The sequence below is a fragment of the Bdellovibrio sp. NC01 genome (assembly GCF_006874625.1).
Lineage (GTDB): Bacteria > Bdellovibrionota > Bdellovibrionia > Bdellovibrionales > Bdellovibrionaceae > Bdellovibrio.
The window spans coordinates 3,884,095-3,906,902 of sequence record NZ_CP030034.1 but is presented as its reverse complement, the minus strand read 5'-3'; the positions used below and the strand labels follow the sequence as shown (position 1 = coordinate 3,906,902).

24 protein-coding genes are annotated in these 22,808 nt (G+C 44.2%); 14 read left to right on the top strand and 10 right to left on the bottom strand.

The window, feature by feature from the left end:
* The first annotated feature begins 92 nt into the window (after window positions 1–92).
* From DOE51_RS18765 to DOE51_RS18735, 7 genes are all read left to right on the top strand, one after another.
* The gene (locus tag DOE51_RS18765) at window positions 93–1,613 is read left to right on the top strand and encodes an Rne/Rng family ribonuclease (protein WP_142698049.1); all 1,521 of its coding nucleotides are present in this window, start codon (window positions 93–95) and stop codon (window positions 1,611–1,613) included.
* Between the two features lie 90 nt (window positions 1,614–1,703).
* Entirely contained in the window at window positions 1,704–3,557 is a 1,854-nt protein-coding gene (locus DOE51_RS18760) for a hypothetical protein (protein ID WP_142698048.1), read from the top strand.
* A gap of 338 nt (window positions 3,558–3,895) precedes the next feature.
* On the top strand, window positions 3,896–4,465 hold the full coding sequence (gene rplU, locus DOE51_RS18755; RefSeq protein WP_142698047.1) for a 50S ribosomal protein L21: 570 nt from the start codon (window positions 3,896–3,898) through the stop codon (window positions 4,463–4,465).
* A 28-nt stretch (window positions 4,466–4,493) separates the two neighbouring features.
* Window positions 4,494–4,754, top strand: coding sequence for a 50S ribosomal protein L27 (gene rpmA, locus DOE51_RS18750; RefSeq protein ID WP_142698046.1), 261 nt, complete (start codon window positions 4,494–4,496; stop codon window positions 4,752–4,754).
* A 114-nt stretch (window positions 4,755–4,868) separates the two neighbouring features.
* A complete protein-coding gene (obgE, locus tag DOE51_RS18745) occupies window positions 4,869–5,900 on the top strand; it encodes a GTPase ObgE (protein ID WP_142698045.1) in 1,032 nt (343 codons plus the stop codon).
* Window positions 5,900–6,919 carry a nicotinate (nicotinamide) nucleotide adenylyltransferase gene (gene nadD / locus DOE51_RS18740; RefSeq protein ID WP_142698044.1) on the top strand — a complete coding sequence of 340 codons (1,020 nt, stop codon included), beginning with the start codon at window positions 5,900–5,902 and terminating at the stop codon, window positions 6,917–6,919. The genes obgE and nadD overlap by 1 nt, the downstream gene beginning before the upstream one ends.
* Before the next feature lie 3 nt (window positions 6,920–6,922).
* Window positions 6,923–7,393, top strand: a complete 471-nt coding sequence (locus DOE51_RS18735) for a 23S rRNA (pseudouridine(1915)-N(3))-methyltransferase RlmH (RefSeq protein WP_142698043.1) — start codon at window positions 6,923–6,925, stop codon at window positions 7,391–7,393.
* 38 nt (window positions 7,394–7,431) lie between these two features.
* Here the strand turns inward: DOE51_RS18735 and DOE51_RS18730 are convergent, their stop codons facing one another.
* On the bottom strand, window positions 7,432–8,217 hold the full coding sequence (locus DOE51_RS18730; RefSeq protein WP_142698042.1) for a protein-glutamine glutaminase family protein: 786 nt from the start codon (window positions 8,215–8,217) through the stop codon (window positions 7,432–7,434).
* Window positions 8,218–8,316: 99 nt separating this feature from the next.
* Between DOE51_RS18730 and DOE51_RS18725 the strand changes: the two genes are divergently transcribed.
* The 3 genes from DOE51_RS18725 to rimO are packed head-to-tail and all read left to right on the top strand — an operon-like array spanning window position 8,317 to window position 11,025.
* Window positions 8,317–8,994: a ComF family protein gene (locus tag DOE51_RS18725; RefSeq protein ID WP_142698041.1), complete on the top strand. Its 678-nt coding sequence runs from the start codon at window positions 8,317–8,319 to the stop codon at window positions 8,992–8,994.
* Between the two features lie 7 nt (window positions 8,995–9,001).
* Complete coding sequence (locus DOE51_RS18720; protein WP_142698040.1) at window positions 9,002–9,652, top strand: outer membrane lipoprotein carrier protein LolA; 651 nt, start codon at window positions 9,002–9,004, stop codon at window positions 9,650–9,652.
* Entirely contained in the window at window positions 9,649–11,025 is a 1,377-nt protein-coding gene (gene rimO, locus DOE51_RS18715; protein ID WP_142698039.1) for a 30S ribosomal protein S12 methylthiotransferase RimO, read from the top strand. The genes DOE51_RS18720 and rimO overlap by 4 nt, the downstream gene beginning before the upstream one ends.
* Here rimO and DOE51_RS18710 read toward each other — a convergent pair.
* Window positions 11,022–12,248, bottom strand: coding sequence for a tetratricopeptide repeat protein (locus tag DOE51_RS18710; RefSeq protein ID WP_142698038.1), 1,227 nt, complete (start codon window positions 12,246–12,248; stop codon window positions 11,022–11,024). The two genes, rimO and DOE51_RS18710, sit on opposite strands and share 4 nt — an antisense overlap.
* Before the next feature lie 19 nt (window positions 12,249–12,267).
* On the opposite strand from DOE51_RS18710, the gene DOE51_RS18705 reads away from it, so the two are divergent.
* From DOE51_RS18705 to DOE51_RS18695, 3 genes are all read left to right on the top strand, one after another.
* On the top strand, window positions 12,268–13,167 hold the full coding sequence (locus DOE51_RS18705; protein WP_142698037.1) for a hypothetical protein: 900 nt from the start codon (window positions 12,268–12,270) through the stop codon (window positions 13,165–13,167).
* A 143-nt stretch (window positions 13,168–13,310) separates the two neighbouring features.
* Window positions 13,311–13,664 carry a DUF2203 domain-containing protein gene (locus tag DOE51_RS18700; RefSeq protein WP_246845544.1) on the top strand — a complete coding sequence of 118 codons (354 nt, stop codon included), beginning with the start codon at window positions 13,311–13,313 and terminating at the stop codon, window positions 13,662–13,664.
* Complete coding sequence (locus DOE51_RS18695; protein WP_142698035.1) at window positions 13,661–15,283, top strand: NAD+ synthase; 1,623 nt, start codon at window positions 13,661–13,663, stop codon at window positions 15,281–15,283. The genes DOE51_RS18700 and DOE51_RS18695 overlap by 4 nt, the downstream gene beginning before the upstream one ends.
* A gap of 104 nt (window positions 15,284–15,387) precedes the next feature.
* Here the strand turns inward: DOE51_RS18695 and DOE51_RS18690 are convergent, their stop codons facing one another.
* Complete coding sequence (locus tag DOE51_RS18690; RefSeq protein ID WP_142698034.1) at window positions 15,388–16,005, bottom strand: PolC-type DNA polymerase III; 618 nt, start codon at window positions 16,003–16,005, stop codon at window positions 15,388–15,390.
* A gap of 69 nt (window positions 16,006–16,074) precedes the next feature.
* On the opposite strand from DOE51_RS18690, the gene DOE51_RS18685 reads away from it, so the two are divergent.
* Window positions 16,075–16,377, top strand: a complete 303-nt coding sequence (locus tag DOE51_RS18685) for a 2Fe-2S iron-sulfur cluster-binding protein (RefSeq protein ID WP_246845190.1) — start codon at window positions 16,075–16,077, stop codon at window positions 16,375–16,377.
* On the opposite strand, the gene DOE51_RS18680 is transcribed toward DOE51_RS18685, so the two are convergent.
* The 7 genes from DOE51_RS18680 to DOE51_RS18650 are packed head-to-tail and all read right to left on the bottom strand — an operon-like array spanning window position 16,374 to window position 22,719.
* Window positions 16,374–17,585 (bottom strand): hypothetical protein, encoded by a 1,212-nt coding sequence (locus DOE51_RS18680; protein WP_142698033.1) that lies wholly within the window; start codon window positions 17,583–17,585, stop codon window positions 16,374–16,376. The genes DOE51_RS18685 and DOE51_RS18680 overlap by 4 nt on opposite strands.
* The gene (locus DOE51_RS18675; protein ID WP_142698032.1) at window positions 17,582–18,898 is read right to left on the bottom strand and encodes a glycosyltransferase family 39 protein; all 1,317 of its coding nucleotides are present in this window, start codon (window positions 18,896–18,898) and stop codon (window positions 17,582–17,584) included. The genes DOE51_RS18680 and DOE51_RS18675 overlap by 4 nt, the downstream gene beginning before the upstream one ends.
* A gap of 2 nt (window positions 18,899–18,900) precedes the next feature.
* Window positions 18,901–20,043 carry a RodZ family helix-turn-helix domain-containing protein gene (locus DOE51_RS18670; RefSeq protein WP_142698031.1) on the bottom strand — a complete coding sequence of 381 codons (1,143 nt, stop codon included), beginning with the start codon at window positions 20,041–20,043 and terminating at the stop codon, window positions 18,901–18,903.
* On the bottom strand, window positions 20,043–20,804 hold the full coding sequence (locus tag DOE51_RS18665; RefSeq protein WP_142698030.1) for a tetratricopeptide repeat protein: 762 nt from the start codon (window positions 20,802–20,804) through the stop codon (window positions 20,043–20,045). The genes DOE51_RS18670 and DOE51_RS18665 overlap by 1 nt, the downstream gene beginning before the upstream one ends.
* 26 nt (window positions 20,805–20,830) lie before the next feature.
* Entirely contained in the window at window positions 20,831–21,973 is a 1,143-nt protein-coding gene (locus tag DOE51_RS18660; protein WP_142698029.1) for a class I SAM-dependent RNA methyltransferase, read from the bottom strand.
* Window positions 21,974–21,976: 3 nt separating this feature from the next.
* On the bottom strand, window positions 21,977–22,402 hold the full coding sequence (gene ndk / locus DOE51_RS18655) for a nucleoside-diphosphate kinase (protein WP_142698028.1): 426 nt from the start codon (window positions 22,400–22,402) through the stop codon (window positions 21,977–21,979).
* A gap of 14 nt (window positions 22,403–22,416) precedes the next feature.
* A complete protein-coding gene (locus DOE51_RS18650) occupies window positions 22,417–22,719 on the bottom strand; it encodes a hypothetical protein (protein WP_142698027.1) in 303 nt (100 codons plus the stop codon).
* Window positions 22,720–22,808 lie beyond the last annotated feature (89 nt).

Here is a 22,808-nt window from a genome sequence, read left to right as displayed (position 1 = left end):
AGATGCTAATTCAGTGATCTTTTCGGCAAGTTGTGTTTCAATATTGAATATTATTTGCTAGAAGTCTTGTTTCTGGACCATCGGAGGTTATCGTGTCGGCTGAAATTCTCATCAATGTAAGACCTCAAGAAACGCGAGTCGCTTATGTGGACACTGGTGTTTTATCAGATTTGAAAATTGAACGTAAAACTTCACCCACTTTGGTCGGGTCCATTCATCGTGGCACGGTGATCCGTGTTCTTCCGGGAATGCAAGCAGCGTTCGTAGACATTGGTCTAGAGAAAGCGGCGTTCCTGTACGTGGGCGACATCCGCGAAGACGTTGACGATAATTTCTTATCAAACGTCGATCGCGACGAACCACTGGAAATGGAAGGCGATGATGACAAACCACCAAGTCATCACAACAAAACTCCAATTCAAGATTTGCTTAAAGAAGGCCAATCGATCCTGGTACAAGTGGCAAAAGATCCACTGGGCACAAAAGGCGCGCGTTTAACAACGCACATCTCGTTGCCGGGTCGCTTCGTCGTATTCTTGCCGACGGTAAGACACTTGGGGATTTCTCGTCGTATTGAAGACGAAGAAGAACGCGAACGTTTGCGCAAACTTGTACAAAAAATCAATCCATCAGGCGGCGTAATCGTCCGTACTGCTGGTGACGGCGCTTCGGAAGAGATGTTAAAAGCCGACATCGAATACTTGGATCGTTTAAGCAAAGAGATTTTCAAAAACTACGAAAAGAAAAAAACTCCAGGCGCACTTCACACCGAGCTTGATGTTGAACTTCGTGCGCTTCGCGATTTGATGTCTGAAGATGTGACAAGCGTGTGGGTTGACGATGTCGAGATTCACAAAAAAGTTGTGAAGTTCGTATCGCAATTCATGCCGAAGTATAAGCAGAACATCGTGCTGTACGAAGAAAGAAAACCTCTTTTCGATTTGTACGATATCGACATCGAAATTTCACGTTCGATGGAAAGAAAGATTTGGTTGAAGTCGGGTGGTTACATCGTGATCGACGAAGCGGAAGCTTTGGTGGTGATTGACGTCAACACTGGTAAATTCGTAGGTAAAAAAGACCTTGAAGATACAATCTTGAAAACCAATCTGGAAGCGGTTCGCGAGGCGGCCCATCAACTTAGAATTCGTAACTGCGGTGGTATTATCATTATCGATTTCATCGATATGGAAAAAGAATCTCACCGCGATAAAGTCATGGAAACTTTGGCTGAAGAATTGGGTCGTGACCGCGCACGCACAAACGTCGTGTCGATGTCACAATTAGGCTTAGTTGAAATGACTCGTAAACGTATTCGCCCAAGTTTGATTAAAACTTTGTGTGAACCATGTTCATACTGCGATGGTAAAGGTTATATCAAACGCAAATCAACAGTAGCGAATGAGATCTTCCGCGAACTTGAACGTGATGCCGACATGCTGACGAATAAAAAAACCAACGTTGTCGTTCACTGTCACAGCGAAGTTGTTGATTGGATCTACGAAGTGGAAGGTGAAAGCCTAGAGGGCATCGAAAAGAAACTCGGTCGTTCCGTCGCGTTTAAAATTGAACCAAATTACCATATCGAACAATACGAAATTTTCTTCGTATAACCGTTTCTAATAAGTAAATACCTTGGTCATGATTCATATCGTGACCAAGGGCCTGTTCAGTAGCCTAGCTTACGTTCCGAATAAACAGATATGAATCAACTCGTTTTGGCTCTATCTATTTATATCGTCATGATGCTTGGGCAGTTCGCTCACGCGGATGCGCCAGCTTGTTTGACCAAACCGGATTCCGGCCTAAAAGGCCTTGCTGCATTTTCAAAACAAACCTGCCAAGACACTTTAAAATCAAAAGAGTGCCAGGATCTATTTGCCAAGATGCGCGCCAATGGGGAAAAACCAGAGGAAAAAGCGCTGAAGTGTTACGACCGTAGTTCAATCACTGCTTTCTTTGAAGATGATTTTGATTATCGCGTGGGTTGTGCGATCGGTGGCTGGAATTTTGTTAAAGACACCGTTGTCAGTCTGTGGGATGCCGCTAAAGGCGTAGGCAGCGCCGTTAATCAAGTCGTCATTGATGCCAAAGCGGCGAAAGCAGAAAACGATATTTGCGACGCTGACTTTAGTATCAAAAAGAACCTATTTAAAATTTATAACGATAGTGTTCCAAAACTTTTGCAAGCAGATGTGCCTGCAGATGCAATGCTGAAAACTTTGAAGTGCGGCAATATTAAAGCCACACTGAAGATGATTGCGCTGACAAAAGAACAAGAAGCGAACAACAATCTGATGCGCAAAGTTCTAGCCAAGAAACCTCTGACGGCAGATGAAGAAGAACTAAAAGCCTTCAACGCCTCTAAGATTTCAAAAAGCAACATCGACCTGATTGGACTTGCGAAAGCAAAGATCAACGAGATGGGCGTGAAGCTTGAATGTTATAACGCTCAAGAACGTGCGGCGATGATTTGCGAAGCAGTTGCTGAAGTCGCGTCCCTTGCGGCAGGTCCTGCGGGTGCAGCTTTGAAAGCGGCCAAAGCAAAAAACATTTTCAAAATCGCAGGTATTGCAGCGGATGCAGAAAAAGCCGCAGCCACTGCGAAGACTGCGGAAACTGCAGCGACTGCAACTCGTGCTGTGGCAAGTACTGCCGCTGACAATGCGAAACTTGCAGCAGAAGCGACAGCTAAAATGAAAGCCGGTGCCTCCCAAGAAGAAGTTTTAGCAAGTGTTGGCAAAATCAACGACGCTGCTGACGGTGGTAAAGCTCGACTGGCTTTGGCAGAAGATACATTGAAGCGTCCGCTTTCAAAAGAAGAACAGGACTGGGTTTTACAAGCTCACAACAAAGCCTCTGATAAATCATATCGTTTAAAAAAAGATGGCTCGGCAGATGAATTGTCTGTCGCTGATTTAAAAGACAAATTGAAAGACCGCCCGAAAACTCTATCAGCCAGCGAATCACGTGATCTGATTGAAAACGGCATTCTTGGAAGCTCATCGGCCGCCACGAATCCGTATTTACGCTTACAAGCCCAGAAGGGCATCATCGCGGGCTTAGAAAAAGGTTCGAAAGACGTTGTCCAAGATGGTTTCAAGGCTGGCCAACAATATTATAAGAGCATCACGCCGCAATCACTGCACGCTGACTATCGTGGCGCAAGCGACATCATGGAAGCGAACACGTTTGGTTTAAACACCAAAGAATCAGCCGACCTCTTTGATAAATTCCTTGCTGTGAACAAGGCCGACGTGAACTCGAACTATAAGTCGATGATTGGTTCTTTATCTAAAGAGATCAAACGTCTTGAAAACGTGAAAACGCAAGACGCTGAATTCAACGCTTATAAAATCTGGCGCGCCAAAGAGCTGCGTTTAGAATTGACCGAGCGCTATTATAGTAAGAAGTACGCCGACAAATGGGGCGACATCGATATAGATAAGATCGGTGAGCGCGAAACCAACATTCGCCAATCTTTATTCGCTGACACCAAAAAAGCCCGCGAGTATGCGCAAAAAAGAGGTTGGCCAACTTCGGGCGAAAATAACTAAATCGCCCTTAATCGATCTGGGGTTTTTGGCCCCGATCCGAATCTTCCTATAAACAATGCACGGCCACTTTTTATGACGCTCTTTCTGATGAGCGTCGATTTTTCCCAAAGAATGAATTTTAGCTGCCTGTTCCTTAAGCTAAGTACTCGATAATTATCAGCTTTAAAAGAACATCTAGAATCTTAAAAAACCTTTCTTTTTTATTGCCAAGCCCCACTTCGCCACGTAACCTCTTCTTCTCCCTGAAAAGCTGAAAAAAATAGCATGTATTAGGTTGACAAAGCCTAGTGCGAGGTGGCATTTACCATTGGCTTAATTCGGGTAGCTGGAGGTCAAAGATGTACGCAATTATTCGTACTGGCGGTAAGCAATATAAAGTTCAAGCGGGTGATGTTGTTCAAGTTGATAAAGTTGAACAAAAGCTTGGAGCAGAGTTTGATATCAACGAAATCTTGATGGTTGGTGGTGAGTCCACTCATGTTGGTCAACCTCTTGTTAAAGGTGCGAAAGTAACTGTTGTAGTTACTAAACAAGCACGTACAAAAAAAGAAATCGTTTTCAAAAAGAAACGTCGTCAAGGTTACAGAAAGTTTGCAACTCACAAACAAGAGTTCACTGAACTTTTCGTGAAAGCAATCACTTCACCAGACGGTAAAACAACTAAAACAGATGCTGCGCCAAATGTAGTAGACGTTGATGCTAAACGTGCGGATGCTAAAACAGCTCGCATGGCTGCTCGCAAAGAACGCGCTGCTAACAAATCAAAAGGCGAAGAAGTTGTAAAAACAGCGGCTAAAAAAGTAGCGAAAAAGAAAGTTGCTAAGAAAGCAGTTAAAAAGACTGCAAAAAAAGCGACTAAAACTGGCGCGAAGAAAAAAGCAGCTAAAAAAACTTCTAAAAAAGCGTAATTAAAGATTTTTTTAAGAGAGGTTAGTCATGGCAAGTAAGAAGGCCGGCGGTAGTACAAAGAACGGACGTGATTCACAGAGTAAACGCTTGGGCGTTAAACGCTTCGGTGGTGAACAAGTTCTTCCAGGCACAATCATCGTTCGTCAACGTGGTACAAAATTCCACTTGGGCAACAACGTAAAAATGGGTCGCGACTACACGATCTATTCAGTAATTGATGGTCTTGTTAAATTTGAACGTTTCTCTAAAGAGCGTTTCAAAGTTAGTGTTTATCCTAAAGCAGGTTAGTCGTTAAGACTCTCTACGCTCGATAAGCACCAAGAGTTTTTTTCAATACAGAAAAAGGAGCCATCCACGGCTCCTTTTTTGTTGTATATCACTCTGCATAAACGGTGCTAAAAAATGAAATTCATCGACGAAGTTAAAATCACAATTGCATCTGGTCGCGGTGGCCAGGGTTGCGTAAGTTTTCGCAGAGAATCCGGAATGCCTCGTGGCGGCCCAGATGGCGGCGACGGCGGTAAAGGTGGGGATGTCTACATTCGCACTTCTCGTCACATCAATTCCCTTGTCGATCTAAGACAAAATAAAAGATATGCCGCTCAGAATGGTGAGATGGGCTTCGGCCGTCAAAAAGCCGGTCATGACGGTGAAGATCTTGTGATGATCGTTCCTGAAGGAACAATCATTCGTAATCTTGAAGGCGAAATCATCGTCGATATGACTGGTATCGATAACTACCTTCTGCTTAAAGGTGGTCGTGGTGGTAAAGGAAATGAATTCTTTAAAACCAGCGTGAACCAAGCTCCAGAACATGCACAGCCAGGTGAAGAAGGTGAAGAGATCGAAGTGGAGCTTGAACTAAAGCTTATCGCTGACGTCGGTATCATCGGTTTCCCGAATGCTGGTAAATCAACTTTGATCTCTCGTATCTCTGCAGCGAAACCTAAGATCGCAGATTATCCGTTCACAACTCTGACACCAAACTTGGGTGTGGTTAAAGCGGGTGATTATAGTTCTTTCGTTGTTGCTGATATTCCAGGTCTGGTGAAAGGCGCACACGAAGGTGTGGGTCTTGGTATTCAATTCTTGAAGCACGTTGAACGTACTCGCATCTTTATCCATTTGGTGGATGCATCAGGTATGTCAGGTCGTGATCCTCTTCAAGATTTCGAAGACATTAACTATGAACTTAAAATGTACGACGAAAAAAATCAGGACAAAGAAGGATTCTTCCCTCTTTCCACGCGTCCTCAGTTCGTTGTTCTTAATAAAATAGACACTCTAAGTGCTGATCAACTTCAGAAGCTGATTAACTCGTTTAAGAAAGCTACCGGCAATGCTCCTTTAGCCATTTCTGCGGTGACCGGCAAAAACATCAATGAATTAGTCATTGAGTTGGGTCGTCAAATCCTTAAAGAGGAAGAAGCATAATGAAAATCGGTATTTTTGGTGGAAGTTTTAATCCTCCGCACATGGGTCACATCAACGCCATTCAAACAGTGGCGAAAAAAATGGGCTTGGGCAAAGTTCACATCGTTCCCGCTGCTCAAAACCCACTAAAAACTCCTGTTGAGGGTCCAACAGCTGAACAACGTGTTGAATTGACGAAACTTGCTTTCGCTCAATACGGCGACACGTACTTCGTTGACGATCAAGAAATCAAACGTGGCGGCTTAAGCTACACAGTTGATACAGTGATGAATCTTCGCAAAACATACGAAGCTTCTGATTTGTATTTGATCGTTGGTGCTGACAAATTTGAAGAGCTAGCGCAATGGAAAGACTTCCAAAAGATTCTTTCTGAAACGAACTTGGTTGTTACAACTCGTCCTGGTTATGACGTTCCAGAATCTTTGGAAGAGATGCCAGGTTACTTGAAACCTTTGGTTGCTGATTTCGATTTCAACTTCATCGAATTAACAACAGGTCGTAACATTCAATTCATCACTTTGCGTGATATTGAAATTTCATCTTCAGAAGTTCGTAAATGGCTTCGCACTGGTAAACCAGTCGAAAAGTATTTGCCACTTTCTGTTGAGTCTTACATTAAAGAACACAAGCTTTACAGAAACCTTGGCGAGCGCATCGGTGACTACAAGAAGTTTACTGAATTCTGCGCGAACGTTTTGTTCTCTAGAAAAGGTATTGCGGTTCGTGGCTTCGATTTAACTGAAGCTTCTGCGCCTAGCGAATACACTTTGATCGCTTCTGGTACATCAACTCGTCATGCGGCTGCGATGGCTGAAAACGTAGTGATGGCTGTGAAAGAAGAATTCAATCTTCACCCGCAAAGCGTTGAGGGTATTGATGAAGGTCGTTGGGTTGTTGTGGACTACGGTTCATTGATCATCCACTTGTTCTATGATTTCGTTCGTCAGGAATACAATCTGGAAAATCTTTGGAAGCAAGGTAAAGACCTTGGTTTGAAAGATCCGCATCCAGAGGCGTAATTCATGAAATTCATCTTGTACAATCTCGCCACGGCTAAAGAGGCTTGGGCTGATGCGGTCAGCGAGCTGTACAAGAAGAAGATCTCGTTCTTTATTCCCTTCGATATTCAGTCACTTAAAGCTAAGAAGTCTGCGCGTGAAGATGCAGACTTCAAACGCAACGAAGAATCCGAACTCATTCTGAAAAATATCAATAGCGACGACTACGTGATCTTATTCGACGAACGTGGCTCGGTGTTGGATTCGATTCAATTTTCTAAAAAAGTAGAAAACATCTTAGGCAGTTCAAAGAAGCGCGCGATCTTTATTATCGGCGGTGCTTTCGGTGTGAATGAAGATGTGCGCAAACGCGCGGATTTAAAGGTGGCTTTGTCGCCGATGGTGATGAATCACTTAATGGCTCAAGCAATGAGTCTTGAGCAGATCTATCGTGCCTTTACGATCATTAAGAAAATTCCCTATCACAATATCTAGTACAATTAAAAAAGGCTCCCTGGTGGAGCCTTCGTTTTTTAGTGTTTCCAAGGAGGATTGTCGCCAAGTTCCTCTTGCGGATTGCGGTGGAGTTCTTCAAGTCGATCCCATTCGTCTTGCAAGAAACCGCGCTGTTCGTTTTCAGCTTGTTCCAAACTCATCGGACGACCTTTTGTGCAGTCGCCATCTGGATCGAAGGTATCGTGTGAGCAGATCGCGTATTCAACGTGCGTTTGATCGCCGCCAACGGCTGTATTCCACTCTGTCAAAGTCATGGGCTGTTGAGGATTCAAAGCCGGATCGACGACGTAAGGAGTTGTGCCCACGCGATAGATCACAGCAACGTGGTACCACCACTGAACCGAACCGCTAGAAGCGTTGTCAGTTTTTGCGGAAAGATCACCGAACACGAAGATCTTTTTTGGCTCTACGAATTTTTGTGCAATCAATTTTTGTGACGCCATTTCAGCGCGCGCATAACAACCGTCATCAGGGAACAACCATGTTAAACGGCGAGGAAAGTTTGGATCTTCCGTTTTCAAAAAGCGCGTATCGCGAACATAGTTAAATTGTGCCGTCAAAGCTTGCAATGAACCTGCGTCAGGAAGTTCTTTAACGTTCAATTTTTCCATCGATTTTTTAATACGCTCAGGAGTCGTTTTAGAAATCTCAACGCTGTCGGCATCAGAAATTGAATCGCCGTGGTTGCGTTGTGAAGCCTCACGGTAAGACTCGCCCGAGTAACGGTGAGCTGAAAGACCTGCTGCCACAGACAGTGCTGGAGCGATACTGATTGCGAAAAGAACCCCTACAATACTTTTCATAAACCCCTCTTAATTTCGTTCTAGGCCGGGGTTTTTGGCTTGTCAAAGAAAGAACTCAACAAAAGGTAAGTGGTTACGATTTTGCGAAAGGGTTGCGACATGAAAATGATGTGGCAACTCTTGCAAGCTTACTTCTTTCCCTGTCTGTATTGCGGATCCTTACAAGGAACGAAGGCTTTGTTGTGTGAACGATGCGCACGGCAATTGGAATATTACGAACATGAACAGGGACTTTTTCATTACAACGAAGCGCCTTATCCGATCTTTGCGCTGTATGAATGGAATCCCGGGCAGAGTGATCTTTTAAGTTCGACCGTCTTAGCACTTAAGCAAGGTCAGCGGCGGGAAGCTTGGAACCATTACGCGCAGAAATTTTCGCAAAAGCGCATGGCGCTTAACATGACTCCGTCTAAAAAGATTCGTTTTGTCCCAGCGCCTTCTTCAAGCGGGCATAAAGATCACGCCTTCGCCCACGCCGAAGCCCTGGCCAAACACTTTAGCGGCGAGGTCGTTCCGTGCTTAAAGAAACTTAAAAAGAAGAGCCAGCGGGGAGGAAACCGCCAGCAGAGGCAGAGACTGCGCCTAGGGCTTGATGAAAAATATTCAGAGGTGTCCAAGGATTCGACAGATACGCTGTGGGTTTTCGTGGATGATATTCTTACTACGGGCTCTACAGCACATGCCGCCTATGAAGTCCTTGGGAGTCCGACTCACTTTGAAGTCTGGGTCTTGGGAAGACGGAGCCTCTCTTGCGGAGCGTCCAGGTATCTGCTATAACGCCCGAATGATTAGAAATATCAGCACCTTGATTTTTGTCCTTACTTTGTCCATCTCGGGCTTAGCAGCACAAAAAACAAATGAGACACTTCAGAAACTTTCCAAAACTTATCTGGCAGCAAAGCTTGTTGAAATGAATGTGGAAAAGACTGTGAAGCTTGAGCTTCAAGGTCGTGAAACAAAATACGACGGCAAGATTTATCTCGCGAACGGAAAGTTCCGTTGGGAAAACACAACTCCAGAAGAAACATTGTTGGTCTTTGATGGTTCAACAATTTGGAGTGTGCAAATTCCTCCGAAAGAATTCGGCGGAGCACCTCAAGTGGCTCGCGGCAAAGTTGATAAGAAAACTAAATCACAAATTCTTATCTCGACACTTCTTGGTGGCAATTTAGAAAAGAACTTCAAAGTTGTTGATGAGAAAAAAGAAAACGGTACTTCAAAGATTGAAGTCGCTCCTAAGACTGGTGAGCTGCAAGTGAAAGCACTGACTCTGACAGTCGATACTAAGAAATCTCAACTGACTGAGATCTCTTACAAAGACGATCTTGGAAATCTCACGACGATGAAATTCTCCAACATCAAATTTTTGAAAAAAGCTGATAATACGAAATTCAAATACGAACCGCCTAAAGGTGCGCAGGTGACGGATCTATGAAACAAGAAACTTCTCAAACTTCAAACAAAGTTCATTTCATTAGCTTGGGTTGCCCTAAGAACCTCGTAGACAGTGAGATCATGGCCGGCACTTTGATGAAGGACGGTTATCAAGTTGTTGGCGAAGCTGAAGACGCTGATACAGTTATCGTCAATACTTGCGGTTTCATCGAAGACTCGAAAAAAGAATCTATCCAACGTATTTTGGACATGAGCGATCTTAAAGCAGAAGGCAAAATCAAAAAGGTTGTTGTCGCTGGTTGCCTCACTCAACGTTATAAAGATGAACTAGTTGAAGGTTTGCCAGAGGCAGATCTTTTCGTTGGCTCTGGTGAGTTCCAAAACATCGCTAAAATCTTGAAAAAATCAGATGAAGGCGAAAAACAAAAAACGTTCTTCAATCTTCCTACTTACTTGCAAGAAGAAGAAACTCCACGCGTGAACTCTCAACCGGGTCACCGTGCTTATTTGAAAATTTCTGAAGGTTGCATGAAGCGTTGTGCTTTCTGCGCGATCCCTTTGATCCGTGGTAACTTGCAATCTCGTTCTATCGACGCCATCGTTGCGGAAGCAAAATTGTTGGTAGCGGGCGGCGTGAAAGAGTTGATCATCATCAGCCATGACTTCACTGATTATGGTTTCGATATCCGTCGCAAAGATCCAACTCGTAAAGAAAGCCCTGTTGAATTATTGAAAGCCCTTGATCAAGTTGAAGGCCTTCAATGGATTCGTTTGATGTACTTGTATCCAGATGGAATCACTCAAGAGATGGTTCAAGTTATCAAGAACAGCAAAAAGATCGTGAAATACTTCGATATGCCTTTGCAACACATCAACGATCAGGTTCTTAAATCAATGAACCGCAAGATGACTCGTGATGAAATTGAAACGGCGTTGATGAACATCCGCGAACATCTTCCAGAAGCTGTTGTAAGAACTCAGTTCATCGTTGGTTTCCCTGGCGAAACTCAAGAGCAATTCGAAGAGTTGTTGGCGTTTATCGCTGAACAACAATTCGATCGCGTTGGTTGCTTCAAGTACTCTCCTGAAGAAAACACTCCAGGTGGTCGTATGGACAATCAAATTGACGAAGAAACAAAACAATTCCGTCATGACGCTGTGATGGAAGTTCAGCAAAATATCTCTCGCGAAAAACACCGCGACTTCGTTGGTAAAACTATCGACGTGATTGTTGAAGGTTTCTCTGAAGAAACTGATTTGTTGTTGCAAGGTCGTTTCTGGGGTCAAGCTCCAGATATCGATGGCGTTGTTCTTATCAATGATGGTGAAGCTAAAGTCGGTGACATGGTTAAAGTACACATCACCGACAGCATGGAATACGACCTTCTTGGTGAGATCGTAACAGAAAACTAGAACGTACAGTTGTCGGAAGCAGTTTCAAACTTTCCGATCCAGTCGTTCACTCGTGCATTTCTTAAAACTGTCGTGGCTCTTCTAAAGGCCACGGCATTTTTTTTATCGTACTTACAAGCGTTCTTGTAAGCGATAAGCGAAATTTCATACTTCTTCATGTCGAACGATGTTGCCGCTAAACCCAACCAGCTGCGCGCTGATTCAGGGTCTGCTTCTGTACCGGCTTTGTAGTACTTCATGGCATCGACTGAATTCTTAGCCTCTTCCAAAGTTTTACCGTATGAATACTGTGCATATTCAGATTTCGGGAATTCGTTGGCAGCTTTCTTTAGCGTCGAAGTCGCCTCATCGGTCTTCCCAGCGGTTTTCAGGCTGTTACCTAGGTTCACCCATGCGTCGGCGGTTTTCGGGTCTTTAACGGTGGCCTGGCGGCACGTATCGATGGCTGTTTCAAACGTGTTATCGTCTTTGGCATTCACTTCACAGAGTTTTTGCAAGTAAGCGCCTTTAGCGCCCAAGTTATCGATCATATCTTGATACAAGATACGCAATTCATACAAGTTCGGTGGATTGCGTTTTTCATAAAGACTTGCAACGCCCAAGTATGCAGGTTCGTATTTGCTGTTAGCTTCGATCGCACGTTTGTAGGCATCAAGAGCGTCTTTGGTTTTTTTCTGAAGAACGTAAGCATTACCCAACAACGTCAAGGCTTCGAAATCTTTTTCGTCTTTACCAACCAAGATATTCAACGCGCGAATCATTTCGCCGGGTTCTTTACGTTGTTCATGAGCGCGTGCTAACAACAAAATTCCATTACGATCTAATTTGTCGATTTGTTTCCACAACAACAAAGTCGTCTTTTCATAATCTTTCTTTTGATAAAAAAGATCTGCGAGATCTTGAATTTGTTTGATGTTGCGTGGGTTCTTTTTGATTTCAACTTTCAACGCTTCAATCTTTGCATCCAACGGATCCGCAGGTGTCGTCACAGTCGCTGCCACAGTTGCAGGTGTTTCCGGTGTCACTGCGGGGGCGGGAACTGCTGTCTTAGCCTCTGCTGGAGCGGCTTTCGCGGGAAAACCTGCGGGTGCTGGAATTGGCGGAGGAGTTTTCGGCGTGACCTGACCTGAAGTCGGGGCCTGTGCGAAGGCGATGTCTTGAATTGAGACAAAAGACAAGATCAATGTTAATACGCAGCGATTGAAATTCAGTCTGTTATTCATGTGTTGTATTATGACTTAAATGCCTTCACGAGTGAAGAAATCTAAGTATGTAGCTGGACTACTCATCGGGGCCAATGAACGCGGCCAAGCAGCGATTGAGTATATTCTTCTTTTGATCATCTCTGTATCGATGGTGTTGGCACTTATTTATCAAGTCTTTAAGCCTTTCCAAAAATTTGTGGATAATTACATGGGTTCGTACACGGCGTGTTTGCTTGAAACCGGTGGACTGCCAACATGGGATGCAAGTGATGCGGATACTCCAACCGCGGCAGACATGGGTTGTGAAATTGCCGAGTTTGAAAAAGTCGACGGAAAGTTCGGAACTGGGTCAGGCAGTAGTTCCGGTGGTTCTAAATCAGGTGATAGTGATTCATCTGATTCCAGCAAGTCTTCATCGAGTTCATCCAGTGATTCCAGTTCGGGAAGTTCCGGAAGCAATAGTTCATATGCAGGTTCGGCATCACGTAACGGTAGCAGGAACATGCGTTCGCCTCGTCGTGCGGCTGCGGGAATTGATGGTGGCAATGCTTCCGGTGGAAAAGTCGTTGAAATTGCTCTTGAGGGTGGTGGTTCGGGAAGTTTCTTTGGCGGTCGTGGCGGCAGCAGTTATGCCGTTCGTAATCGTAAAAAAACTACACAAGTGAATATGGCCGGATGGACAGAATCCGAGCGCAAAAAACTTGAAAAGAAAAACGACACAGGAAGAACGACAACAATTGCTGGCGATGATTTTCAAAAACCTCCTAAGAAAATTGGTGTGAAACCTCCAGAGAAAAAAGCGGAAGTCGAAAAAGAAGAAGAGCCGTTTACCGTTGGAAATTTTATACGCTATTTATTTATTGCCGCATTGATAATTGCGCTCGTCATTTTCATTGGGGGCCAGGCCGTTTCAATGTCGAAAGGTTCCGAAAGTTAGCGTTCTGTTAACTGCGTCGCGTTTAGAATTTTTCCATACATTTTCTTAACTATTCTTACAGCGGTCGCTTTATCTTGAAACCCATCGTCCTTTCATACATACAGGTCGACGTACCGAGATTGTTGGGGGGACATTTGGATACTGTGATTGAAATCAATCGCAAGAAAACGTTTACATTGGCTGATGCACGTCATCTTTTGCCAATCATCTTCCGTTTCACAGAAGAGTCCTCTCGTGAAGTAAAAGCTCATGTTAATCGCATTGAAGCTTTCTCGGATAAAACTCATCCAGCCGTAGTTAAAATCGAAGAACAAATCAACGATGTCATTGAGCGTTGGCAGTCTAAGATCGAAAAGCTGGGCGGCGAGCCTAAAGGCCTTTGGATGGCCGATTTTGACAACGGCGAAGGCTATTATTGCTGGAAGTACCCAGAGAATGAAATAAATCACTGGCATGGCTACCAAGATGGGTTTTCTGGGCGTATAGTTCTGGAATGAGAATCGCCTTAGCACAAGTAAATCCAACTTTAGCAGATTTCAAACTTAACAAAGAAAAGATCCTGGATTTTATTCACCAGGCTCAACAAAGAAAGTGCGACCTTGTGGTTTTCCCCGAGTGCACTCTTTTTGGTTATCATCCGTTCGATCTTCTTGAGCGTGCAGAGCTGGTGAAGAAACAAGAAGCGGAATTCAAAGATCTCGTCAAAAAAATTCCAAAAGGCATGGCCGTGATTATGGGTTTGATTACTCGTAATCCTGAAAAGAAAGGCCGTCCTTATTTCAATTCCGCAGCGTTCTTGGTTAAAGGACAAAAGCCACGAATCTTCAATAAACAACTTCTCCCGACGGGTGACGTATTCGATGAAGCTCGCTTTATCGAGCCGGGTGATTTTTCGAAAAATTACTTCACTTGGAAGGGTAAGAAATTCTTCCTAACTATTTGTGAAGATATTTGGGGCTGGCCAGATGCCAAAGGCAAATCACCATATAAAGTGAATCCACTTGCGAAAGTGAAGAAACAAAAAATTGATATGGTTGTGAACTTGAGCGCTTCACCATATTTCGTTGGCAAGATGAAACAACGTGAATGGGTGACTCAGCAAACAGCGAAATATTTTGGTGCTCCAATTCTTTATGCAAATTTAGTTGGTGCTCAAGATGAAATTATTTTCGACGGGGCAAGCTTCATCATGGATAAGAACGGCAAAAAATTAATGACGTGCTTACCATTCGAAGAAGACATCAACGTTTTCGATCTTGATACAAAAGAAGTCTGGAATAAGAATCCACGCATTGAACAAATTGAAGAACTTCGTCGCGCGCTTGTTTTGGGTCTTCGTGATTTCTGTGAAAAAACGGGAATGAAGAAGGTTCATCTTGGTTTAAGCGGTGGTATTGATTCGGCTGTGGTAGCGGCTTTGGCCGTTGATGCCTTGGGGCCTGCGAATGTCGCGGGTGTTGGCTTACCGGGTCCTTACAACGCACCGGAAAGCTTGGCCTTGGCGCATGAGCTTGCCAAAAATTTAGGTATCGATTTCAAGATTGTCGAAATCGGCCCTATGTATGATCAAGTTGTGAAGGGTCTTGAAAAGGGTATTAATCTTGAAGGCTTCAGTCTTGTGAATGAAAACCTGCAAGCACGTCTTCGTGGTTTAAGCTTGATGGCCTTTTCAAATAAAGAAAACAGCATGCTTCTTACAACGGGTAACAAGAGCGAATACGCAACTGGATACTCGACGATGTATGGTGACATGTGCGGTGGCTTAGCTCCGATTGGTGATTTGACGAAGGAACAAGTTTACGCTTTGGCTCGTCACTATAACAAAGAGGGCGAAGTGATTCCTGTGGATATTATCGAGCGTGCTCCATCAGCGGAACTTCGTCCGAATCAAAAGGACCAAGATTCTTTACCGCCGTATGCAGAGCTTGATAAGTCTGTGTCTTACCTTGTGGAAAAAGAAGGACCGGCGAAAACAAAAACAGATAAATGGCTTTTGCCGATTTTGATGCGCACGGAATTCAAACGTTGGCAGGCGCCACCGATCTTGAAAGTGTCTTCGCACTCATTCGGTCGTGGTCGCAGATATCCGATCGCTCACCGTGCGAAAGAAATCTAATTCAATTTTACAGTTGAAACGAAAAAAGGCTGACGATCTGTCAGCCTTTTTTATTTGAAAACTAAGTTGTTAGAATTCCTTCGACGTTACGAAGAAAGATCCAATTAAAGAGCGCCGAAGAAATCCATTTGTTTCGGTTGGCGCACGATTTGTGGGAAGCGGTATTCAGGTTTACCAGTCAAAGCAACCAAGTTCGCAGCTTGTGGAGCAGCTCCACCAACTGAAATTCTTTTGATCATTTGATAGAACATGTGACCCAAGTAAGTCGCATCGGCTTCCGCTCTGTGGAATTCAGCAGTAGGAATTTTCAAGTGCTGAACCAAAGTTCCCAATTTGTAGTTTGGAAGACCTGGGAATACTTTTCTTGCGATTGGCAATGAATCCAGAATCACTCCACGTGGAGCTTTTGATTCATGCTTTTTGATATCAGCAGATAAGAACTGGCAATCGAAAGGCGCGTTGTGCGCAACCATCAAATCGTCACCACAGAATTCTGCAAAAGAATCCAAAAGAGTGTCGATTGTTGGTTGGCCTTTAACCATGTGGTCATAGATTTTATTTACGTTCGAAGCACCTGGTGGGATCGGACGAAGAGGATCTACGAATGTTGAATAAACGGCTTCCGGCTCGCCATTTACAAAGCGAACAGCACCGATTTCAATAATTTGGTCAACGCCAGGAACCGTACCAGTAGTTTCGAAGTCAAAAGCTATGAATCTCATGAATTCATTGATACAAAATGGATGGGGCTGATTCAACTAAAGAGTGCCCTTTTGAAGGAGTTCCCGGACATGAAGTCTAAGTCTGGAAAATCTATAACCTTTTTGCCGGAAAACGAACTTGTCTTGGTGAGTCAAAAAGACGAGAGCGTTTTGGATGCGGCTTTACGCGCAGGCGTAGAGATCAATCATACGTGCGGCGGCTATGGAACGTGCGGAACATGCGTAGTTTTTGTGCGTGAGGGACTGGAAAAACTCCCTGAACGCAATGAAATTGAAGCCGAAATCGCCACTGACCGAGGCTTCAGCGATGATGAACGCCTGTGCTGTCAGATGCCGCCTATTGAAGGCCTGGTGCTGGAAAAAAACTATTAGGGCTTAATGTAGAACGGATTCGTGTAAATCCACGTGATCCATTTTTTAGCGTCAGGCAACGGCAACATGGGGCTTACGCGCACTTGCACACGATAAGTCCCAGCTTCGCTAATTGGGAATGTTGTTTCGGTTTTATTAATTCGCGCAACGGATTCGCCATTTCTATAAATCACGATTTCAAAGAAATCTTTCGGTTCGGCCGGAAGCTTCACGCGCAAGTGCATCCCTTTTGTCAGTTTCACTTCGCTACCCATCAAGAACGAATGACCCTCTTTATCTTCAACCGTTGCCACGAAACCTTTGGGATCACCCAACATGTCCAAAGCTAAATAGGAGTTTCCGTTTTTCAAAGCATTGAAAACTTTCACGCGGTCACTGTTAAAGCTTCCTGTTAATTCAGACTTCAACAAGATGTGATTGCTCATCACTTCGAAAGTTCTTTTATAACTTGGGAAACGCACAAGATAATTTGCAAGAGGAATGGCACGTGCAGAAGCTTCAGTGCCTGCGTAAGCAACGATTTTACGTTGTGTACTTAGTTTATCAAACAAGGCCACTTCGTCTGTGGGTTCCGTGTAAAGACGCAACAAAGACAATCGTGGATTGAAAGGATAAATCAGCAAGCTCCAGATAACCGAAAGTTTTGATTCACCCCAAGCACGATTCGATAAGCTCTTTTGATTCCATAACTCGAACCCATCAAGACCTGTAGGAATATCGCCGTTCCAGTTGTAACCAGCTTTGTAGGGATGGGCCAAGATCGTCAGAGTGTCTTTGCTGGCGCCCGTTTTTTGCGACAATAAATCGGCAAGCTTCACTTGGGCTTCACCCAAAGTGTTGCCGATGCTTTCTTGCGTGAGTGAATAATAAATCAAACGCGCATCAAGGTAAGAATATTTTCCGGCAGAAAAAACTAACAAGTTGCCGTGATAAGATTCAAAAGTTGTTGGTACGTTAAACATGTTCACGTCAGTGAACATCATGAAATCAAGGTTCGCTAGTTTTGCAGAAGTGATAACAAAGCTTGCGGGGGCAGAACCAGAACTTAAATCGGTGTGGATGTTCAAAGCACCTTTGTAGTCGTAATAGCTGGAAGCATGTTCAATCGCCAGCTGTTTTGGAATAACGCTGACCTCGTACTGGTTAATGTAAAAACCGTACAAGAAATAAGTAACTGCTAAAAAGGCGATGACGACTAAAGACTTCATGGGTGTGTGAATTCCAACAACACAAAATCAGGGGAGATTTTCTTAACTTCCCGTTGAACCCATTGTTGTTCGGAAAGCCATTCAGGTACACCATTTCTTTCGCGCTTCACTAAATAAAACTTATTTCCCGCAGGAACAGCTTCCGGAAGTGTGTCAAAGAAATCAAAACGGCTAATACCTTTCAGCTTAAACACCGGTGTTTTGCTAAAATACCAAAGAGACGCCGACATTTGATAACTGGCAGCATAAAGCGGCGAGTATTCATGTGCGATTTCACTAAGCTCTTGAAGTTCAAACGGTTCACGAATCTTGTCGTTAGAATTGCGAATCGCAGGCACAAATAACGCCGTTAAAACGAAGATAATGATGACAGCCCAAAAACCAACGTAATAGCGCAACCATTTTTGAATCTTTGGGTGAGCGGCTGCAAGGATACAAACCGCAGGTAAAGCAATAATGGGCCAATTTGCTTCCACCAATGCGCGGAACGAAGTCAAAAAGAAGAACGCAAGAGGGAACCAAGCAAAGTAATAAACGAAACGAATTTTATCAGGAACCTTCGCGCGCAAGGCAGCCCACAAAACCCATGGGAAAATAATCCCGATTTGCCCGAACACGTAAGAACTTGTCCACGAGAAGTGATAAGACTCGCGCTCAAGGCCGTGTTTTAGTTGGAATGTAAAGGAAGCCCATTCGTTTTGATAGTTCCACAAAATCACAGGCAAACAGAAAATTAGACCCGTGAGGATAGTTAGCGGAACATATTTCCACTGAATCTCTTTCCATTTTTTTTCGAACAGAAAATAGAGAATCAATGCCGGCACAAACAGCACGATGTGATATTTTGCGCAGAAACCAAGTCCTAAAGAAGCACCTAAGAGCAAATAACTTTGCGCGGATTTCTTTTCTAGAACCTCTTTCAGCAAATACAGCGAAAGCATCCAGAAGAAAACGACCGGCAAATCAGGTGTCACGATCATTGAGCCAAAACCCAATAGCGGCGAAAACAAAATTAAATACATCCACCAGCGGATTTTATTCAGATCAAAAACATCTTTAAGAAATAAAATTCCAAGCGCTAGTGTGCAGTGGCCTAAAAGAACCGCGGGCCAACGAACAGCATTCATGAACGGCTCAAGAAAGTGACCCAAATAGAATAACCACGCCACCATCGGGGGGTGATCGAAATAACTAAGTTGTAAGCGGTGAGACCAAACCCAGTAATAGGCTTCGTCGGCACTAAGTGGAATCAATGCCGACAGGACAAGTTTAACGATAAGGCTGATAAGCCAGATGCGCTTAAGATCTTTCAAGACTAGTAGCTCAATTTAATTGGCTTACCTAGGTCACCCGGGATGCCGATTTCTTTACCATTCAAGATCAAGTTAACTGCGCCACCGTTTGAAAAACTGATTTTCAAACCGCTGCGGCTTTTAAATGTATGAACTTGTTCAGCAGACAAACGAATTTTTTGTGGTTTGCCGTTTGGAGCAGAATATTCGATATCCACAGAATCCAAAGCTTCAACAATCAACTCGACCGGTTTGTTTTTATCTTCCGGTTTAGGTGACGGAGATGGGCTTGGTGTCGGTGACGCTGTTACAACCGGAGTTGCAGCAGGTGTTGCCGATGCTGCAGGAGACGCCGCTGGTGTTGGCGAAGCTTTCGTTGCAGGGGTCGCAGATGGCGTTGGTGCCGGAGTCACTTCAGTCGTCGCCATTGTTGCAGGAACTGGCGTTGGCGAAGAGTGAGTTAAATTGCTAAGTGGCGATGGTGCCGGCGAAGCTTCAGGATTTGCCGATTCAACCGGGGCCGTCGTTGCAACAGGTGTCGCGCCTTCCATCGTTTTTTCAACTTGAGCTGTTGGCGGAACTTCTGCCTCTTTTGTATATTTGTCGATCATCTTTTTCGTGAAGATGATTAAGCCAACAAGAATCGCACCAATTACGATCACCGCGATTGTTTTCGTATTTTTCTTTTCATTCAACGGGCTGTACGGTTCTGCTTTCGCTGGCGCATTGCTTGGTTGACGAATCGGCGTGACAGTTGCTTCTGGTTGAACTGCTTTTGGAGTTTCTTTTTTCGGCGCTGGTGCCGGAGCTGGAGCTTCGGCTTTTACTTCAGGTTCGACAACTGGTTTGCTTGTCGCTTCAACGGGCTTTTCTTCCGCTGGAACTTCTTTGACCGGAGTATCAGTGGGACGGATGTAAGGTTGCGGGCGAGTAGAGCCCATTTCCTCATAAAAAGTTTCAAGAACTTTATCAGCGTTTAAATGAAGGTAACTTGCGTAGCTTTTTACGAAACCACGAAGGAATGTTTTTGCAGGAAGATTTTTTTCGTCGCCTTCTTCAATCGCTTTAAGAACTTTGCTGCTGATCTTAAGAGCAAGACTGACTTCATTTAGGGAAAGTCCTTTTTCTTCACGGGCTTTTCTTAAAATTTCACCAGTTTTTTTCATTAGTGTCCCTTTCGAATCAGATCCAACATGCCCTTCGCCTTTTGGCGATATTTTCCGTCGGGATATAATTTAATCAGCTCTTCAAAACGTGCCATCGACTTTTCTTTGTCTCCCAAGCGATAGTAGGCAAGGGCGCTGTAGAAATGTGGCTCATCAAAAAGATTTTTTTGGCAGAAGCCGATAGCGCGATCTAATGCTTCGGCGGCGCGACTGTAATCTTTTTGTTCAAAGATCGAACGGCCGTAGTAATCGCTTGCGATGCAATCATCGGATTTAAGTTTTAAAACTTTCACGAAAGCTTGTTCGGCTTGCGTGAATTGTTTTTGATTGAATTTCGCAAGACCCAAATTGATGTAAGCACGATCTGCTCCACCGTAAGTCAAATCTGCAAGTACGATGTTCAATTCTTTTTCTGCTTCAGCGTACTTTCCTTGCTCGATCAAAACACGAGAAAGATTGTTGCGAGCATCGGTATAGTCTTTTTGTAATTCGATGGCTTTGCGGAATTGTTTTTCTGCAAGCTCGTATTTCTCGCGCAAGAAATAAACTTGTCCCAAGTTGTTAAGGATAAGCGGATTTTGCGGATCAAGTTCTTGAGCCTTCAAAAGTGCAGAAAGAGCACTTGGGTAGTTACCTTCTTCGATCAGTGAACTTCCCATACGCAGATAAAGATCTGCCTTTTCTTTTTCCTGTTTAGTTGCGCAGCCCATCATGGTGATACTCACCGTAAGCGCGCATAAAGCGATAATCCATTTACGCATCCTAAAAAGGTATCATTCAGAGAGGATTAGTCAACCCTCAGCTCTGCAATAGTCTCTACATGGTCTGTCTGAGGGAACATCTCGAAGGCTTGAACCTTTGCCAGCTGGTATTTGTGACCTAATTTTTGTGACCATTCAAAGAACCACTTCAAATCTCGAGCTAAAGAGACCGGATGGCAGCTAATGTAGATGATCTTTTTGGCTTGGCTCGCCGCTAATGCACGCATGATGTACTCACTTGCACCGGCACGGGGAGGGTCTAGTAGCACAAGGTCCTGTTTTCCTACGGAAGCGCGCTTCATATAGCTTTCAACGTCAGACAAGAAATAGCGAAGACGCTTATCCTTGTTTTGTGCTCGGCCTCTTTCCACAAGCTTTGGATTTAACTCAACTGCGGTGATGCCCGAGTTTTTGTATTTCGCAGCCAATGGGAACGTAAAGTTGCCGGAACCTGCATAGAGATCAAACACGTGTTCGTATTGATGATCACCGGCCCACTCTAAGGCCGTCTTTAACAGGTCTTCATTTTGGAAACGATTTACTTGAGAAAAGCCGATGCCGTCGTCTTCGTCTGTAATCAAACCGAAACGAACTTCTTCTTGGTCAGAGATGTACATCTCCATGCGTAGAAGATCTTTTGATTTCTTTGCTTCAGCGAAAGCGCGAGCTTCTGGGAATTTTGCAGTCAGGACTTCTTCGGTGATCGGGCAATCCGTGATCTCTACGATGTCATGGGAATTGCGCGCGAAGAAACCAAATTTGCCATTGTGATATTTTGGTTGAATACGATTGCGATAGCGGAAAACGCGGGGGCTTTCTTTTAGCGGAAGGTATTCAAATTCCAATGTGGGATTGAATTTCTTGATCGTTTCAAGAACTAAAGATTCTTTCTGACGACGTTGTTCTTCTTCGGTGATGTGTTGCCAATTGCAACCACCGCAAACATTCGCGACAGGGCACGGAGGTGTGCGACGAGATGGTCCTGGCTTCAGGATCTCGACGATTTTTGCTTCCGCAAAGTTTTTCTTTTTATTCGTGAATTCAACAAGAAGTTCGTCCTCAGGGGCGGCCTGAGGTACAAAAATAACAAGGCCATCGTGGCGGGCGATGCCCGCGCCTCCGATGGCCAATTTCTCGATCTTAATTTTGATCTGAGAAGAGGAAACCATTAACTATGTGTTGCAGATTTCGTGTTTTTCGAAGAACAAAGCAAGTTCGCGAGCAGCTGATTCAACAGAGTCAGAACCGTGAACTGCGTTTTCGCCTACGTTGTCGCCGAATTTAGAACGGATTGTGCCAGCGTTAGCTTTTTTAGGATCAGTTGCACCCATGATTTCGCGGTTTTTCAAAACTGCGCCTTCACCTTGCAAGCACATCAACATAACTGGGCCAGAAGTCATGAAAGAAACAAGTTCGCCGAAGAATGGACGAGCTTTGTGTTCAGCGTAGAATTCGCCAGCTTTATCAGCAGTCAAAACTGTGATTTTTGCAGCAGCGATTTTCAAACCGTTTGCTTCAAACATGCTAACGATATCGCCGATAGCATTTTTTTTCATCGCGTTTGGTTTAATGATAGAGAATGTTTGTTCGATTGCCATGAGGAATCTCCTTGTTAATTACAAACTGTTTTAGAAATTTCGAAGAACGTAGGAGTTTTAACGAATTGAGTGTTGCATGTCCACTCTTGAGTTCTTCCAGTATGAACATTTCGGACTGAAAGCTTGGTTTCAACCGCTAGATCCATACCTTGCTCAGGTTTCGCAAAGTCCTGATAAGTGATTTGGTAAGACTGATCGCCGTTAGTGAGGTTCAAAACGAACTCAACATCTTCCGTCGTCATAATCACGATTTCGTTGATTCGGCCGGCAAATGCTGGCGCAGAAACGAGCAAAAGTGCCGCTACCAATTTCTTCATTTTTAGCTCCTGGTTTTGGAGCTTTGAATAGCGGCGATGGGGCCATCCTGTCAATGAATAGCGACGTAATTACCGTAATTTAGATTAGA